This window comes from Haloplanus ruber (assembly GCF_024494725.1).
Lineage (GTDB): Archaea > Halobacteriota > Halobacteria > Halobacteriales > Haloferacaceae > Haloplanus > Haloplanus ruber.
On record NZ_JANHDK010000001.1, the window covers coordinates 613,414 to 627,357 of the forward strand.

Sequence of the window (13,944 nt, forward strand, 5' to 3'; positions counted from 1 at the left end):
TTGACGCTCGATACTCAAATAGCTTCAGCTGGATCGACACCGATGGGTGCGTGTCACGGACGCTACGCTGTCGCTCGGGGTCAGGAGAAACGTCCCGGCGGCGATTTGAACGCCGGTCCCTGGCTCCGGAAGCCAAGAGGATAGTCCACTACCCTACCGGGACACGTCGACTCGATGTTGCCCGGAATCACGTATATACCTATTGATCGGGCGCCGGTGCGGGACGGAGTGGCCCCTCCACTCAAGGCCAGTTGCCGCGGTCGTCGGCGGCGTCGGCGACGCGGTCGATGGCGACGACGTACGCGGCCGTCCGGAGGTTCGGTACGGCGGTCGACTCGTAGGTGTCGACCAGTCGGTCGAACGACTCAGTGACGACCCGTTCGAGTTCGTCGTTGACGCGCGCTTCGGTCCACGCGAACCGCTGTCGGTTCTGCACCCACTCGAAGTACGAGACGGTGACCCCCCCGGCGTTCGCCAGGATGTCGGGGACGACGTAGACATCGCGGTCGGTGAGAACATCGTCGGCGTTGGGGGTCAGGGGACCGTTGGCCGCCTCGACGATCACGTCGGCCTGCACGTCACGGGCAATCTCCGCGTCGACGGCGTTCTCCAAGGCCGCGGGGACCAGCAGATCCACGTCCGCGGTCAGCAACGCCTCGTTCGTCAACTCCTCGTCGGCGTCGGAGTAGCCGACGACCGATCCGGTCTCGCGTTTGTGCCGCTTGACCGCCGCGGCATCGAGGCCGTCGGCGGCGTAGACGCCGCCGCGGGAGTCACTGACCGCGACGACCGTCGCGCCTGCGGCGTCGAGGAGCGTCGCCGCGACCGATCCGGCGTTGCCGTAGCCCTGCACGGCGACCGTCGCGCCCTCGATGCCCCGTCCGAGGTAGTCGAAAACCTCCCGCGCGGCGAGCATCGTCGACCGACCCGTGGCCTCGACCCGACCGGCGCTTCCTCCGGAGGACGGTGACTTCCCGGTAACGACGCCGGGTTCGGTCGTCCGTTCGAGGGTCTCGTAGGTGTCCTTGATCCAGTTCATCTCCCGCTGACCGGTGTTGACGTCGGGCGCGGGGATGTCCCGATCCGCGCCGACGAGTGGCCGGAGTTCGGTCGCGAACGCACGCGTAATCCGTTCGAGTTCCGTCTCGGAGTAGGACCGAGGGTCGAACGCGATGCCACCTTTCGCCCCCCCGTACGGGATGTCGACCACGGCGCACTTGTACGCCATCCACCCCGACAGCGCCGTCACCTCGTCCTGGGTGACGTTCGGGTGGTATCGGATGCCGCCCTTGTACGGCCCGCGGTCCCCGTTGAACTGGACGCGGTAGGCGCGGAACTGCTCGACCGATCCGTCGTCCATCTCCACCGAGAGCGTCGTCTCCAAGACACGCTCGGGGCGTTTGAGTCGCTCGATCACGTCCGGGCCGGCGTCGAGGTAGGCCGCGGCGTCGTCGATCTGTTCCTGGAGACTCTCGAACGGGTTGATGTCCGCCATCTGGCCCGCCGGTTTGCTCTCCTGCAATACAGACCTTTCGACGGTCCGGGACGCTCATTCCCACCCATCCGCCCGGTCGAGAATCCGTTCGGCCTGTGCCAGCAACGGCGCGTCGATCATCTCGCCGTCCACCTCGAAGACGCCACCCTCGGCCGCCTCGTCAGCGTCGAGCACCTGGCGGGCCCACGCGACCCGTTCGGGGTCGGGGGCGAACCCTTCGACGACGACGGTGAGTTGGTCGGGGTGGATCACCATCTTCCCGTCGTAGCCGAGCGTGGCGGCGAACTCGCTCGACTCGCGGAGGCCCGAATCGTCGTCGAGGTCGGTGTGGACGGTGTCGACAGCGTCGACACCCCCCGCCCGCGCCGCCACGACGACCCGCTGGCGGGCGTACAGCACCTCCGTTCCCGCGCCCGTACGGGTCGCGCCGAGGTCGGCAGCGAGGTCCTCGGCGCCGAAACAGAGCGCGTCGACCGCTGCAGCCGCCGCGACTTCGCGTGCGTCGAGGACGCCAGTTGCCGTTTCGATCAGCGCGAGGATCGGCACCGACAGGTCGCGGGCGGCGAGCATCTCGCTGACGGTAGCTACCCGCTCGGCGGTCGCTTTCGGCACCATCACCGCGTCGAGACGCGACGACACGTCGACAAGCGCGTCGAGATCCGCGGCCGGCGACCGCCCGACACGGACGGCTACCTCCGCGTTCACGGGGTCGAAGGTGGGGTCGGAAAGCAGGTCGCTAACGGCTTCGCGTGCCGCGTCAGCGTCGGTCGGCGCGACGGCGTCTTCCAGGTCGAACACGACCGTATCGGCGCCGGTGGCCGGTGCCGTGCGACACCGATCCGGGCGGTCACCCGGCGTGAACAGGACCGTTCGGCGGGCCATATCGAGGGCTGGGCGGCCCGGGACATCAATCCCGGGTCAGAGGAGGACGACGCCGACCGTGGCCAGGTTGAGGACGGCGGCCACGGTCCACGGGAGCGCCAGGCCGACGGGAATGAGACCGTAGTACGCGGCGGGTAGGACGGCTCGCCCGGCGAGGCCGACGCCGACGGCAACGCCCTTCAGCGTGACGAGCGCAGGGAGCGTCCCGATATCGGCGATGAGGCCGGCGGCGACGGGGTTGAGTTCGGTCAGGCCGAGACGGAGGCCGACGACGGTGAGCGCGACGTCGAGCGCGAGCGCCCCGAGCGCGCACGCCCAGAGCCAGGTCGTGTACGCCGTCGTCCGGGCGGCGACGGTGGCGACGTACGCACCGCCGACCGACGGGCCGACCGTCTCCGGACGCCGGCTGTTCGCGGAGTCCGTGTTGGTTGCCATACCGATGCCACAGCAACGTCCCCCGTGAGTATACGCCGCATACGCGGCGGAAACGACTCATTACCGGGGGCAACACGCCGAGCGATGGCCGGGTCAGTCGAGTGCCGACTCCAACCGCTCGATCAGCGACGCGTTACCGAGGTGGGTCGGCGTCCGGTCGTGGAGGCCGTCGGGATCGACGTCGAGTATCGAGCCGTCGCCGTCGGAGGTCCGGCCGCCCGCCGCCCGGATCACGTATCCCACGGGGTTGGCCTCGAACTGGAGGCGGAGTTTGCCCTCGGGCGCCGATTCGAGGCCGGGGTAGGCGAACACCCCGCCGTAGGTGAGCACCTGGTTCACGTCGCCGATCATCGCCCCGCCGTAGCGGAGTTTGAGTTCGTTCTCGACCGACTCGGCGTAGGCCACAAAGTCGTCTGGCCAGTCGGGGACCCGTCCACCGAAGCCGTAGACGGTCGGGTCCGCAGGGAGGGTCACGTCCTCGCGGAGCGTCGTCGCCGTGCCGTCCTCGATCAGGTACTCGGTTGCAGACTCATCCTCCGCGAAGACCATCGTGGTGAGGGGGCCATAGAGGACATAGCCCGCGGCGATCAGATCCCGCCCCCGAGCGGGCAACGGGGCGTCGTAGACGCCGACGATGGTGCCCATGACGTTGTTGGGCTTGAGGTTCGAGGAGCCGTCAAGGGGATCGACCGCAACCGAGAGCCCCTCACCCGTGTCGACGACCGATGCCCGCTCCTCGCTGGCGTACTCGCCGACACCGTCGATCCCGCCGAGGCGGTCTTCGAGCAGGTCGTCGGCGTACTCGTCGGCCGCCAACCGCCGATCACCGGTGGGGTTCTCGGCCTCGGACTTCTCGCGGCGGCCGGGCAACCCCGCGCGGATCTCCGGGGCGGTCGCAGCGACCGTCTCACGGATCGTGGCGACGGCGTCGTCCCGGCGCATCAGTCGCTCGCTTCGACGGCGCCGGTCGCCGCGAGGGCCTCGTCGACGGACGCGTCCTCGAAAATGACCGCTTCGAGGCCGTCGAGGATGGCCTCAGGGTTCTCCCGCTGGAAGACGTTGCGGCCGACCGCCAAGCCGTTGGCGCCCGCGTCCATCGCTTCCCGTACCGTCGAGAGGAACGCTTCGTCGCTCGTCTTCGACCCGCCGCTCATCACGACCTTCATGTCGCCCGCACTGTCGACGGCCCACTCCATTGCGTCGGCCGAGCCGGGATATTTCACCTTCGCGATGTCGGCACCGAGTTCGAGACCCAGGCGGGAGGCGTAGGCGATGGTCCCGGGACTCGTGTCGTCTTTCAGCCCTTGGCCACGCGGGTACGACCACATCACGACGCCCATGTCGTGGTCACGGGCCGCCTCCTGTGCCTGTCGGAACTCCTCGAACATCTCGACCTCGTGGTTCGATCCGCCGTAGACGGTGAAGCCGATGGCGTCGGCGCCGAGTTCGGCCGCGTAGTCGACCGACCAGTTGACCGACGAGTCTGGCTCGCCCATCCAGAGGTTGCTCGTCCCGTTCAGCTTCGCCAGCAGGGACACGTCGTCCTCGTAGGACGGGTAGTACGCCTCGGCGACGCCCTTCTGGACCGCGACGGCGGTCACCGCGCCGTGGGTGGCCACGTCGAACACCGTCGCGGGGTCAGTCGTCTCCGGCACCGGTTCGAAGTCGACCGGGCCGTGTTCGAGGCCGTGGTCGTACGCGAGGATTAGTGCCTTGCCGTCACGAGTGATCGCGGAGTCAGCGCCGGGAATCATGTATAGAACGTTCCGGTCAAATCACACATAAAGCGTGTGGTCGTGGATCGAGCGGGCGGACTCTCTCCACGCGTCACTACGTGCATCGTGATTCGTCTCGGGATCGGTCGAGTCGGGTTTGCTTTCCAGCGTTGTCGGCCCCACAGTTTTAGGAGCGTTCACTCTGTCATCTCTCGGGATGTCTGTACTGGATCGATTCCGGCTGGACGGACAGACGGCCGTCGTAACCGGTGGCAATCGCGGCATCGGACGGGCGATTTCGACCGCGCTCGCGGAGGCGGGGGCGAACGTCGTCGTCGCCAACCGCGACGAAGCGGCCGGCGAACGCGCCGCGGCCGACATCGCCACGACCACCGGCGCCGAGACGCTCGCGGTGCCAGTCGACGTCACCGACGAGGACGACGCCCGAGCACTCGCGGAGGCGACCGTCGCGGCGTTCGGCGGCGTCGACATCCTCGTGAACAACGCTGGCATCACGATCAACACGCCGGCCGAGGAGATGTCGGCCGCGGAGTGGCACCGCGTCGTCGAGGTGAACCTGACCGGCGTCTTCAACTGTGCGAAGTTCGTCGGTCGTGAGATGATCGACGACGGGGGCGGCTCCATCGTCAACATCTCCTCCATCTCTGCGTTCATGGCGAACCACCCACAACCGCAGCTTTCGTACAACGCCTCGAAGGCAGGCGTCGAGGGGCTGAAATACCAACTCGCATCGGAGTGGGCCGAACACGACGTGCGGGTCAACAACGTGAATCCCGGCTACGTCCGGACGGAGATGGTCGACGAGGTGATCGCCAACGAACCGGAGATGACCCAGCAGTGGTTCGACGAGATGCTCCTCGACGAGATGGCGGCCCCGGCAGACATCGCCCCGCTGGTCGTCTTTCTGGCCTCAGAGGCCTCGTGGTATATGACGGGCACATCGGTCGTCATCGACGGCGGCTACCTCGTCCGGTAGGTCGCCGCCGGTCGCTACCCTTACGGTCCAGGCACGCAGAAGAGGATCTATGCGAGAGTTTAGCGATATCGACACCGTCGGGGTCGTCGGCGCCGGGACGATGGGCAGTGGCATCGCACAGGTCGCCGCCACCGCCGGCTACGACGTGGTGATGCGGGACATCGAGGACGACCTCGTCGCGGACGGCTTCGACCGCATCGACGACAGCCTCTCTCGGTTCGTCGAGAAGGACCAACTCGCCCGGTCGGAGGCCGACGCCGCGGTCGAGCGCATCTCCGGCACGACCGACCTCGACGACCTTGCGGCCTGTGACTACGTCATCGAGGCCGCCGTCGAGAACATGGAGATCAAACAGGAGGTCTTCGCGGACCTCGATGCCGCCGTCGACGACGACGTGATCCTCGCGACGAACACCTCGACGCTCTCGATCACCACCATCGCGTCGGTGACGGAGCGCCCCGAACTCGTCGTCGGCCTGCACTTCATGAACCCCGCGCCGATCATGGAAGGTCTCGAACTCGTCGTCGGCGAGAAGACGGCCGACGCGGCCGTCGAGTGCTCGCACACCCTCGCCGAGGACTTCGGGAAGACCACCTGGGAGTCCGACGACAAACCCGGCTTCGTCGTCAATCGGGTGTTGATGCCGTGGATCAACGAGGGCATCCGCGCCTACGACGAGGGCGTCGCGAGCAAGGCGGACATGGACGCGGGGCTAAAACTCGGCACGAACGTCCCGATGGGGCCGCTCGAACTCGCCGATCACATCGGTCTCGATGTCTGTCTCGACGCCAGCCAGACGCTCGCCGACGAACTTGGCGACCGCTACAAGCCGCCCTATCTGCTCAAGCGGAAGGTCGCGGCCGGTGACCTCGGCCGGAAGACGGGCACCGGCTTCTACGAGTACGACTGAGTCGAGCGTTCGATCACCCGCTTGTGTCGGTGTTTCTATCCCCGCCACCGTCGCCATCGGTCCCGCCAGTGGCCGCCTCGGGGCTGTCGGGCACGAACCGCGAGGCGATCAGCCCGACGGCGGCGGCGATGGCGGCCGGAACGCCCACGAAGAGGATCAACACGACGAAGAGTCCGCCGCGCTCATCGAGGCCGCCGTCGACGGGGACGGCCGGGCTGAGTGCGACCACCGGCACGCTCAGTAAGACGACCGCGACGGCGTAGCCGCTTTTCGCGACCGCATCCTGGACCGTCCGTCGGCGGACTAGATAGGCGGTGGCACCAAGCCACGCGACGAAGCCGAGCGGAATCGCCACGCCACTCCCCGTGAGAAACCCGAGGACGACAGTGCCGACCACGCCGACGACGAGTCCGCCAACGGCGCCGACCAAGGCGGTGAGCGTGCCGTCGACGGCTCCGTCGGGAGCTAGCAGCCGGCTGGCTTGCCCCTCCGTCCCGGCGGTGGCTCCGGACCTGTCGGCCGCGTCGGTGATCCGACGACCGTACGCCGCGATGGTGGCACCGATCCCGGAGTCCGCCTGTGACTCGGCGGCGCCTGCGGCCATCTCCGTCCCAACCTCGGCCTCCGCCTCGTCCCACACGCCGTCGTTGTCCGCGTCGGCCGCTGCCCGCTCCTCGGTGAGGTCGGCCGAACAGTGCATACAGTAGGTCGCCGTCCGGCCGATTGGCTCACCGCAGTTCGGACAGCGCGGGTCGGTCGTGGAATCAGTCATGTCAGGGAGTTCGTTTCGACGGGCAACCTGTGTCGTGGTCGTCGCCAAACTGTTTGGATACGTGACACTACAACCCCTTCACCGTTACTGTGATCGACCGCTCGCGCGACGCGTTGGTGACCGATCCAGACAGCTTTTGGTCGCGGCCACTCTCGTCACGGCCGATGGAAGTCGCCATTCTCACCGTGGGCGACGAGGTGCTCGCGGGTGATACGGAGAACACGAACGCGACGTGGCTCGCCGACCGGCTGACGTCGGCGGGTGCGACGGTCGTCCGCATCCTTACCGTTCCGGACGACCGGGCGGTGATTCGGGAGACCGTCGAGCGGTGGTGTGATGCCTTCGATGCCGTCGTCGTCACCGGTGGCTTGGGCGGCACACACGACGATGTGACTGCCGACGCCATCGCGGACGCCTTCGGCCGTGACTTGGTCGTCGACCCCGCTGTCCGCGAGGACGTCGTCGAGACCGTCGCCGCCTATCGGGAGCGCAACCCCGACCTGGTCGAGGCCCACGAACTTGACATCGACGTCGACGCCTGGGCGGCGCTGCCCGAGGGGTCCCGTCCGCTCGTCAACCCCGAGGGGCTGTGTCCCGGCTGTGTCCTCGAAAACGTCTACGCCTTCCCGGGGGTTCCCGCGGAGATGCAGGCCCTCTTCGAACTCGTGGCCGGCGAGTTCGGCGGCGACGCCGTCTCGACGACGCTGTACACCCCACAGCCCGAGGGATCGATGGTCGAGGCGCTCGCAGGCGTCCGCGAGCGGTTCGACGTCACCGTCGGGAGCTACCCGAGCGGCGACGAGCGAAACCGGTTGAAGATCACCGCAACCGACGCCGCCGAAATCGAGGACGCGGCCGCGTGGCTCCGAGAGCGAATCGACGTCGTCCCGGAGTGAGTCGGGCGACCGCGCCCCGCGGCGGCAACCGCCGGTCGAACGAGTACGACGGTGTGAGAATCACGACTGATTCTGCGGGCCGTGCGTTTAACCCGCCGCCGGCCGTCACTCCGAGAGATGATCGAGGCCGACTCCCTCCGGAAGACATACGGCGACTTCCCCGCCGTCGTCGGCAGCACGTTCGACGTAGAGCGGGGCGAGATTTTCGGCATCGTCGGCCCGAACGGCGCAGGAAAGACGACGACGCTGAAGATGATCGCCGGGCTGATCGAACCTTCGGCTGGGTCGGCAACCGTCGCGGGCTTCGACGCCGAGGACCCCGAGATGCGCCGCTCGCTTGGGTTCCTCCCCGAGGAATCGCCGCTCTACGAGGACATGACCGCCCGCTCGTATCTCGATTTCTTCGCTGACCTCTACGACGTGCCGTCCGAGACGGCGACCGAACGGATCGAAGAGACCCTCGACCGTCTCGAACTTGACCACCGCGACCGTCGGCTCGGCGACGTATCGAAGGGCATGAAACGCAAGGTCGCAATCGCCCGGTCGCTGGTGAACGATCCCGACGTGTTGGTCTACGACGAACCCGCGAGCGGACTCGACCCACTGACCACCAACTACGTCCTGGAGTTCGTTCGCGAACTCCGTGACGCCGGCAAGACGGTGCTGTTCAGCGCGCACAACCTCTATCACGTCGAGAGCGTCTGTGACCGGGTGGCGATCATGAACCGGGGCGAAATCGTCGCCCGCGGGACCGTCCCCGAGATTCGGGAACGGTACGGCACCACCGAGTACCGCGTGTTCACGTCGGTTCCCGTCCCCGCGTTCGAGACCGACCCGGCCGGCGACCGCCACGTCACCACCGTCGCGGACATGGCGGCCGTCGAGCGGGTCCGCGAGGCGGCCGGCGAGGCGGGCGGCGAGGTAGTCGATATTCGCACCGACGAGCCGAGTCTGGAGGAGATATTCCTGGATCTGGCCGCGGAGACGGTCGACGGCCCGCGGGGGGCGCAGTGACGGCGCCGCCGCCGTCCGACCGACTCCGCGACGGTCTCCGTGCGGTCGCCCGTATCGCCCGCTGGGAGGTGGGGCGAAGCGCCGGCGTCGTCGACCGACGGACGGCGGCGCTCGGTCTCGTTGCTCTCCTGCTCGCGGGAGCGGTCGGCGGTGCAACCCTCGCGACTGGCGGCGCCGCCCTCGACCGCGACGTCTACCGGATCGGGGTCGCGGCCGACAGCCCTTACCACGAGGTGGTTCGAGAGAGTCCGGCACTCGCGGCGCGACCCCCTGACCTCGGCTCGCTCGGCCGCAGCGTCGAGGTGGTCGTCCGCGACGACCAGTTCTACGTTGCCGACTCGCGGAAGGCCGAGGCCGCACTGTCGTCGTTCCGGAGCGCCGTTCGACGGCACAACCTAAATCAGATGGAGGCAGAGGAGAACGTCTCGGCGGCGTTCCCGGTCGTCGTCACGCTTCGGTACGCCGACCGTGGGGGTAGCCCGGGCGCTGTCGCCGATGGCGGCTCCGGGACGGAAACGGGCGCTGGGACCGGCGGCGTAGCCGGCGACGACCCCGCGTCCGGCGACGAGACGCGCAGCGGTGGCGACGACGGGAGCGAAAGCGAAGGTGGGAGCGACGGCGGCGACGGAGGAGCAGACGACACTGCAGACACCGCCGGCGGCACCGGCGGCACCGACGGCTCGCTCGGCGTCCCGTTTCTCGGCGGGAGTCTCCTGGGCGGCGGCAATTCCGGCTCGCCGGCCGATATCTCGCCGCCGTTCCCCTTCGGCGCACTCGTCCTCGCGTTCGTCTTTTTCGTGCCGATGAACTTCGTCATCCAGCCCTACGGGAGTAGCATCCTCAACGAACGGATCAACCGACGGGGCGAACTGCTGTTGGTCGCGCCCGTCTCTCCGACCGCTATCGTCGCGGGCAAGACCTTGCCGTACTTGGCGACGCTGGTGGGCCTGACCGCAGTCATCGCCCTCGCCATCGGCGGCGGCCTGACGAGCGTGGCCGCCGTTGCCCCCATCGCCGCCCTCTATCTTGCGGCCACCTTCGTCGGCGGCATGTTCGCCCGGTCGTTCAAGGAGCTCACCTTCGTCACCGTCACCATCTCCGTCTTTCTCACCTCCTATGCCTTCGTCCCCGCCATCTTCACGAACGTGACGCCAATCGCCCTCATCTCGCCGCTGACGCTCGTCGTCCACGACCTGCAGGGTACCGGCGTCACCGCCGCCCAGTACGCCTTCTCGACCGGCCCCTTCTACGTGGGCGCGGCCGTCCTCTTCACCCTCGGAGTCGGTGTCTACCGCGAGGAGGATATGTTCACACAGCGCCCCGTCCCGCTGAAGTTCCTTGACGCGCTCGACAGCCGAATCGCTGGGCCGCGCTCTATGGCCGTCCTGAGCGCGCTCGCTATCCCCTTCGTCTTCATCGTCGAACTCCTCGCCATCGCCGTCCTCTTTGTCCTCCCCGTCGACGTCTCGATTCCCCTCCTCCTGCTCGTCGTCGCCGGCGTGGAGGAAGTCGCAAAGAGCGTCCACGTCTACGCGGGATTCGAAAACGACTTCACCAACCGCCGCACCCTGCGGACGGCACTCATTCTCGGCTCGCTCTCGGGACTCGGATTTTTCCTCGGCGAGAAGCTCACTGCCGTCGTCCAGTTCGTTGGGCTTCCGGATCTGGCGCTCGGACAGGCGGCGTTCACGCCGGTCGGCGTCGGCTCCGCGGCCGCCCTCGGACTCCTCGTTGCCCCCCTCGTCCTCCACGCGACGACGACGAGTATCGCGGCGCTGGGGGCGAGTCGCTCCCGTAACTGGTATTTCGCGGCGCTCGTGCCCGCGACGTTGCTTCATGCGGCGTACAACTTCGCGGTGGTGAGTGTCCTTGGGTGATCCACGCCTGACCATCGCCCGGCGGGAACTGGCGACGCTGCGCTCCGAGAAGACAATCGTCCTCGCCTTGCTCATTCAACTGTTCATCGCCGCCTTCTCGTCGTTTCTCGTCGTCGGCCTCGTCTCGCTGTACGACCCTGGAAGCGTCGATGGCTTCGAGACGGAGGTGGCCGTCACCGGCGACGCGAGCAACGAGTTGCTGGCGACCGTCGACGAGCGACCGTCGATATCGGGGACGCGCTACGTCTCCGAGACGTCGGCGCGGGCGGCCTTCGACCGCGGGGAGGTGGACGCCATCCTCCTCGCGGACCGGCGGGCGGGCCGGGTATTCGTCACAGCGACGGTCCCCGACGGTAACGTCCGTACGACGATCATCGTCGTCCAGTTGCGCGACGCGCTGTCGACGTTCGAGCGCGTGGAGCGGGCCGACCGCTCCGCGCAGCTGTCGGCGACGCCGCTCGGCCTCCCACCGCGGAGCGGCGCCTCGCCGTACTACGGGTTCAGCTACACCGTGTTGCTCCCGTTGCTCTGTTTCCTCCCCGTCTTCATCAGCGGGTCGATGACCGTCGACTCGCTGACCGAGGAGGTCGAACGCGGGACGCTCGAACTCCTCCGGGTCGCCCCCGTCTCGACCGTCGACATCGTCGACGGCAAGGTGTGGGCCGCGGTGGGACTCGCCCCCGCGCAGGCGGCGCTCTGGGTCGCGTTGTTGGATCTCAACGGGACGAGCGTTCGCCACCCCGTCGCCGTGCTCGTCGTCGTCGCCGCACTCGCTCTCCTCGTGGTCACACTTGCGGCGACCATCGCCCTGCTCGCCCCGGACCGCCGGGCCGCCCAGTTTCTCTACTCCGTGGGCGTCCTCGTCGCCTTCGGCGGGGCGACGCTCCTCCCCGTGAACCCCGTCAACTCCGTCGCCCGCCTCGCCGTGGACAGCGTCGGTCCGACGTATCCGTTGCTGGTCGCTGGCTACGTCGTCCTCGGGGTCGCCGCCTACCTCGGCCTCCGGCGAACGGTGCCGCGGATCGACGTCGACGAGTAGCTCCCACCCCGAAACACACTCAAGGCACGCACGAGAGATGTCGTGTATGGGTTTCGGAAGCACCGCCAAGAAGCTTCAGCAGGTCGCCGACATGGCCGAAGACGTCTACGCCCGCCTGAACAAGCTTCGAGAACAGGTGAGCGAGATGCGCGAAACGGTCGTCGAGACACAGGACCGGGTCGACGAACTCGACCGCGAACTAGCCGAACAGCGGGCCATCCTCGAGGCACTCGCCGAGCAACGCGGGATCGACGTGGAAGCGATCACCGCCGAAGTCCACGTCGTCGACGCCGAGGAAGTCGCCGCCGAGGAAGGAAGCGACGGCGGTGACGCGGCTGACGCCACCACCGACGCCTGACCCCTCACTCGCTGTGTCGCCGATGTTCGACCTTCAGACAGCGATCCTGGACGACGCGCAGTCCAGCCTCGCGGGCGCGGGCGGCCGCGTCGTCGTCACGGATCCCGCGCTGGAGCCAGACGCCTTGGACGTCGTCACGCGCCGCGACCCGCTCCAGCACGTCGCTGACGACGCCGCTCACTGCCTCGCTCGGTCGAAACACGTCGACCAAATCGACCGCCGCACCAACCTCGGCGAGGCTATCGACCGACGGCCGGCCGAGGATCTCCTCGCGGTTCGGGTTGACCGGGACGATGTCGTACCCCTGTCGTTGGAGGTAGGCCGGAACGTCGTGGGCTGCCTTGCCGGGCGTTCCCGAACAGCCGACGACGGCGATGGTGTCGACGTTGAGGAGCGATTCGATGTCGTCGTCAGTCGTATCAGTCATGGTTGTGGCGTAGGCGACCCGCGATCAAGAATCGCCCGCTACCGCTCAGGCAGGTTCGCCGTCGGCTCGCCGTCCTCGTGAGTCTCGATCACGCCGTCGAACAGTTGTTTTAGCGTGTTCATGGTCTTGTCGTCGTGGGCCGAGGAGTCGATGGCGTAGAGACCGAGTCCGTCGACGCTCTGGACGCGCCCGGTGAAGACGTGAAGGAAGCGGAACACCGTCTGGAGGTCCGAGTACATCAGGAGCGTCGACAGCGAGTCCAGAAACACCCGGTTTCGCTCCACACCTTGCTTCTCGTAGAACTCTTCGAGGATTTCGGAGAACTTGATCCCGACGCCAGTCATGTCCACGGGCGAAGAAGTGTAGCGGACCTGCGTATCGTCGCGGACCTCGTTGACACCCTGCTGTCTGGTGACACAGTCTACGACCGCGACGGGACGGTCGGCGTAGTCGACGCGTTCACCGAGATCCTCGAAGACGCGTTTGGCGCCGTCGGTGTTACTGACGACGACGGCACCCTCGTCGTTGCGGATGCCGGTCGCTAGTGCGTCGAAGGCGAAGCTTTTCTTGCCGGTGAGCGCCGGACCGGAGAGAAGGAGGTTGGTCCCCGCTTCGACCTCGACACCGAGCGGCGGGCCAAGGTCATACATCACGAACCCTCGTGGGGACCACTAGATGGAGGGAAACCACTCCCTGCGGACGACACAGCTCACCGGAAATCATGAGGTAGTATGAACATATAGTGAGCCGGTAATATTCTTTTTGATTGCGTAGAATCGGAGGATGAGGCTTCGATGCGGAGAAACCGTCCCCACCCCTATCACTCGGCCCGGACGATACCGTGCTCCTGCGATGTCCATCGCAAATCGCGTCATTTATCATCGGCCGTCGAGTTTCGTTAGAACACGGGCGCTTAGCTCAGCCTGGACAGAGTATCTGGCTTCGGACCAGATTGTCGCGGGTTCAAATCCTGCAGCGCCCATTCGTCTTCAACGGATTCAATTTGTGCGAGAGGTCATCTTTAGGAAGCCACTGTATTTCGACTGCCTACTTCAGACAATCGAAACACAGTAGTCGACGCCATCGACGTTCCCTCTACGAAAACACCTATCCCAGAGAGTACACAT

The 13,944-nt window shown here is 67.1% G+C and carries 15 protein-coding genes and 2 tRNA genes; 8 read left to right on the plus strand and 9 right to left on the minus strand.

Annotated elements, in window-relative coordinates:
- Window positions 1-90: 90 nt before the first annotated feature.
- From NO878_RS03300 to NO878_RS03325, 6 genes are all read right to left on the minus strand, one after another.
- Window positions 91-163: transfer RNA gene (locus tag NO878_RS03300), tRNA-Arg, on the minus strand.
- A 78-nt stretch (window positions 164-241) separates the two neighbouring features.
- The gene (locus tag NO878_RS03305; RefSeq protein ID WP_256404535.1) at window positions 242-1,495 is read right to left on the minus strand and encodes a Glu/Leu/Phe/Val family dehydrogenase; all 1,254 of its coding nucleotides are present in this window, start codon (window positions 1,493-1,495) and stop codon (window positions 242-244) included.
- A gap of 54 nt (window positions 1,496-1,549) precedes the next feature.
- Entirely contained in the window at window positions 1,550-2,377 is an 828-nt protein-coding gene (locus tag NO878_RS03310) for an HpcH/HpaI aldolase/citrate lyase family protein (protein ID WP_256404536.1), read from the minus strand.
- Between the two features lie 36 nt (window positions 2,378-2,413).
- Complete coding sequence (locus NO878_RS03315; protein WP_256404537.1) at window positions 2,414-2,812, minus strand: hypothetical protein; 399 nt, start codon at window positions 2,810-2,812, stop codon at window positions 2,414-2,416.
- A 93-nt stretch (window positions 2,813-2,905) separates the two neighbouring features.
- The gene (locus NO878_RS03320) at window positions 2,906-3,754 is read right to left on the minus strand and encodes a class 1 fructose-bisphosphatase (protein WP_256404538.1); all 849 of its coding nucleotides are present in this window, start codon (window positions 3,752-3,754) and stop codon (window positions 2,906-2,908) included.
- The gene (locus tag NO878_RS03325; RefSeq protein ID WP_256404539.1) at window positions 3,754-4,566 is read right to left on the minus strand and encodes a class I fructose-bisphosphate aldolase; all 813 of its coding nucleotides are present in this window, start codon (window positions 4,564-4,566) and stop codon (window positions 3,754-3,756) included. Before NO878_RS03325 ends, NO878_RS03320 begins: the two co-directional genes overlap by 1 nt.
- Before the next feature lie 178 nt (window positions 4,567-4,744).
- On the opposite strand from NO878_RS03325, the gene NO878_RS03330 reads away from it, so the two are divergent.
- Both NO878_RS03330 and NO878_RS03335 read left to right on the plus strand, forming a co-directional pair.
- Window positions 4,745-5,524, plus strand: coding sequence for an SDR family NAD(P)-dependent oxidoreductase (locus NO878_RS03330; protein ID WP_256404540.1), 780 nt, complete (start codon window positions 4,745-4,747; stop codon window positions 5,522-5,524).
- A gap of 49 nt (window positions 5,525-5,573) precedes the next feature.
- The gene (locus NO878_RS03335; RefSeq protein WP_256404541.1) at window positions 5,574-6,434 is read left to right on the plus strand and encodes a 3-hydroxyacyl-CoA dehydrogenase family protein; all 861 of its coding nucleotides are present in this window, start codon (window positions 5,574-5,576) and stop codon (window positions 6,432-6,434) included.
- Window positions 6,435-6,447: 13 nt separating this feature from the next.
- Here the strand turns inward: NO878_RS03335 and NO878_RS03340 are convergent, their stop codons facing one another.
- Window positions 6,448-7,206: a zinc-ribbon domain-containing protein gene (locus NO878_RS03340; protein WP_256404542.1), complete on the minus strand. Its 759-nt coding sequence runs from the start codon at window positions 7,204-7,206 to the stop codon at window positions 6,448-6,450.
- Between the two features lie 164 nt (window positions 7,207-7,370).
- Between NO878_RS03340 and NO878_RS03345 the strand changes: the two genes are divergently transcribed.
- The 5 genes from NO878_RS03345 (at window position 7,371) to NO878_RS03365 (ending at window position 12,390) form a co-directional block, all read left to right on the plus strand.
- Window positions 7,371-8,102 carry a competence/damage-inducible protein A gene (locus tag NO878_RS03345; RefSeq protein WP_256404543.1) on the plus strand — a complete coding sequence of 244 codons (732 nt, stop codon included), beginning with the start codon at window positions 7,371-7,373 and terminating at the stop codon, window positions 8,100-8,102.
- Between the two features lie 117 nt (window positions 8,103-8,219).
- A complete protein-coding gene (locus NO878_RS03350; RefSeq protein ID WP_256404544.1) occupies window positions 8,220-9,116 on the plus strand; it encodes an ABC transporter ATP-binding protein in 897 nt (298 codons plus the stop codon).
- Complete coding sequence (locus NO878_RS03355; protein WP_256404545.1) at window positions 9,113-10,993, plus strand: PrsW family glutamic-type intramembrane protease; 1,881 nt, start codon at window positions 9,113-9,115, stop codon at window positions 10,991-10,993. Before NO878_RS03350 ends, NO878_RS03355 begins: the two co-directional genes overlap by 4 nt.
- Window positions 10,986-12,032 (plus strand): ABC transporter permease, encoded by a 1,047-nt coding sequence (locus tag NO878_RS03360; RefSeq protein ID WP_256404546.1) that lies wholly within the window; start codon window positions 10,986-10,988, stop codon window positions 12,030-12,032. Before NO878_RS03355 ends, NO878_RS03360 begins: the two co-directional genes overlap by 8 nt.
- A 46-nt stretch (window positions 12,033-12,078) precedes the next feature.
- On the plus strand, window positions 12,079-12,390 hold the full coding sequence (locus NO878_RS03365; RefSeq protein ID WP_256404547.1) for a DUF5798 family protein: 312 nt from the start codon (window positions 12,079-12,081) through the stop codon (window positions 12,388-12,390).
- A gap of 4 nt (window positions 12,391-12,394) precedes the next feature.
- Here the strand turns inward: NO878_RS03365 and NO878_RS03370 are convergent, their stop codons facing one another.
- Window positions 12,395-12,817, minus strand: coding sequence for a CoA-binding protein (locus NO878_RS03370; RefSeq protein ID WP_256404548.1), 423 nt, complete (start codon window positions 12,815-12,817; stop codon window positions 12,395-12,397).
- A 38-nt stretch (window positions 12,818-12,855) separates the two neighbouring features.
- A complete protein-coding gene (locus NO878_RS03375; protein WP_256404549.1) occupies window positions 12,856-13,467 on the minus strand; it encodes an RAD55 family ATPase in 612 nt (203 codons plus the stop codon).
- A gap of 257 nt (window positions 13,468-13,724) precedes the next feature.
- Here NO878_RS03375 and NO878_RS03380 point away from each other — a divergent pair.
- Window positions 13,725-13,799 (plus strand) — tRNA-Arg (locus NO878_RS03380).
- Window positions 13,800-13,944: the final 145 nt, after the last annotated feature.